Source organism: Bradyrhizobium sp. 21 (assembly GCF_023073335.1).
Classification (GTDB): Bacteria; Pseudomonadota; Alphaproteobacteria; order Rhizobiales; family Xanthobacteraceae; genus Bradyrhizobium.
The window spans coordinates 1-959 of the sequence record NZ_JADPJG010000037.1 but is presented as its reverse complement, the minus strand read 5'-3'; the positions used below and the strand labels follow the sequence as shown (position 1 = coordinate 959).

General features: G+C 67.5%; 2 protein-coding genes. Both read right to left on the bottom strand.

The annotated features are described in order from the left end of the window. Nucleotides 1-447 (bottom strand): chemotaxis protein CheW (locus IVB31_RS33100; protein ID WP_247332460.1); only part of this gene is annotated, 447 nt, incomplete at its 3' end. Nucleotides 448-470: 23 nt separating this feature from the next. Then, a partial coding sequence (locus IVB31_RS33095) for a response regulator (protein ID WP_247332457.1) occupies nucleotides 471-959 on the bottom strand: 489 nt, incomplete at its 5' end.

Here is a 959-nt window from a genome sequence, read left to right as displayed (position 1 = left end):
GAGCTCGAGGACGCGATCGACATCGAGGACGACCATGAGCTGTCCGTCGAGGCGGTGGACGCCGCCGGCGAGCTTGGCCATGCGGGGATCGAGGTTGACGGGATTTTCTTCCTTGTTGTCCTCGGATAAGCGCAGCACCTCGCCGATCTGGTCGATCAGGAGGCCGTAGGATTCGCCGCGCAGGTCGACACCGACCGCCATCGGGATCTTGCCGTCCTCGGGCTTGGGCAGGCCGAGACGGGCGCGCATGTCGACCACGGTGACGATGCGGCCGCGCAGGTTCAGCACGCCCGCGATCTCGCGCGAGGACAGCGGCACGCGGGTGACGCGCTCGGGCATGAACACGTCCTGGACCCGGGAGATCGGCAGGCCGAACAGCTGGCCGCCGATCATCGCGGTGACGTATTCGACCATGGCGCCTTCGCCGGACGGGGTCTTCTTGCTCATCTTTGCGTCTCCTCTTGTGCCGCTCACGCCGCCGCCCGGTTCAGCTCGGAGGCGCCGGCGGCGCCCGCGGTCTGTTCCTTCAGCGCCGCGATCAGACCGGGACGGTCGAACTTGGCGACATAGTCGTGGAAGCCGGCCTGACGGCCGCGCTCGATCGCCGCCGGCGACACCAGCGCGGAGAGGCCGATGATCGGCATCGAGCCCAGATTGTTGTCGGAGCGGATGGTCTCGGCAAACTCGAACCCGTTCATGTCGGGCATCTCGATGTCGGTCAGGACCACGTCGAAGGTCTGCGCGCGGAGTGCAGCCAGGCCCTCCTGCGCGGTCGGCGCGGTGCGGACGCGGTAGCCGGCCGCCTTGAGCACCGGGGCCAGCATGTTGCGGAAGAACGCTGAGTCGTCGACCAGCAGCACCGATTGCGAGTGCATCGACGGCTTCATCTCCTTGCGGGTGAACCAGTCGGCGAACGCCATCGGCAGGAAGTGGCCGACGTCGATCACTTCGGTGGCCAG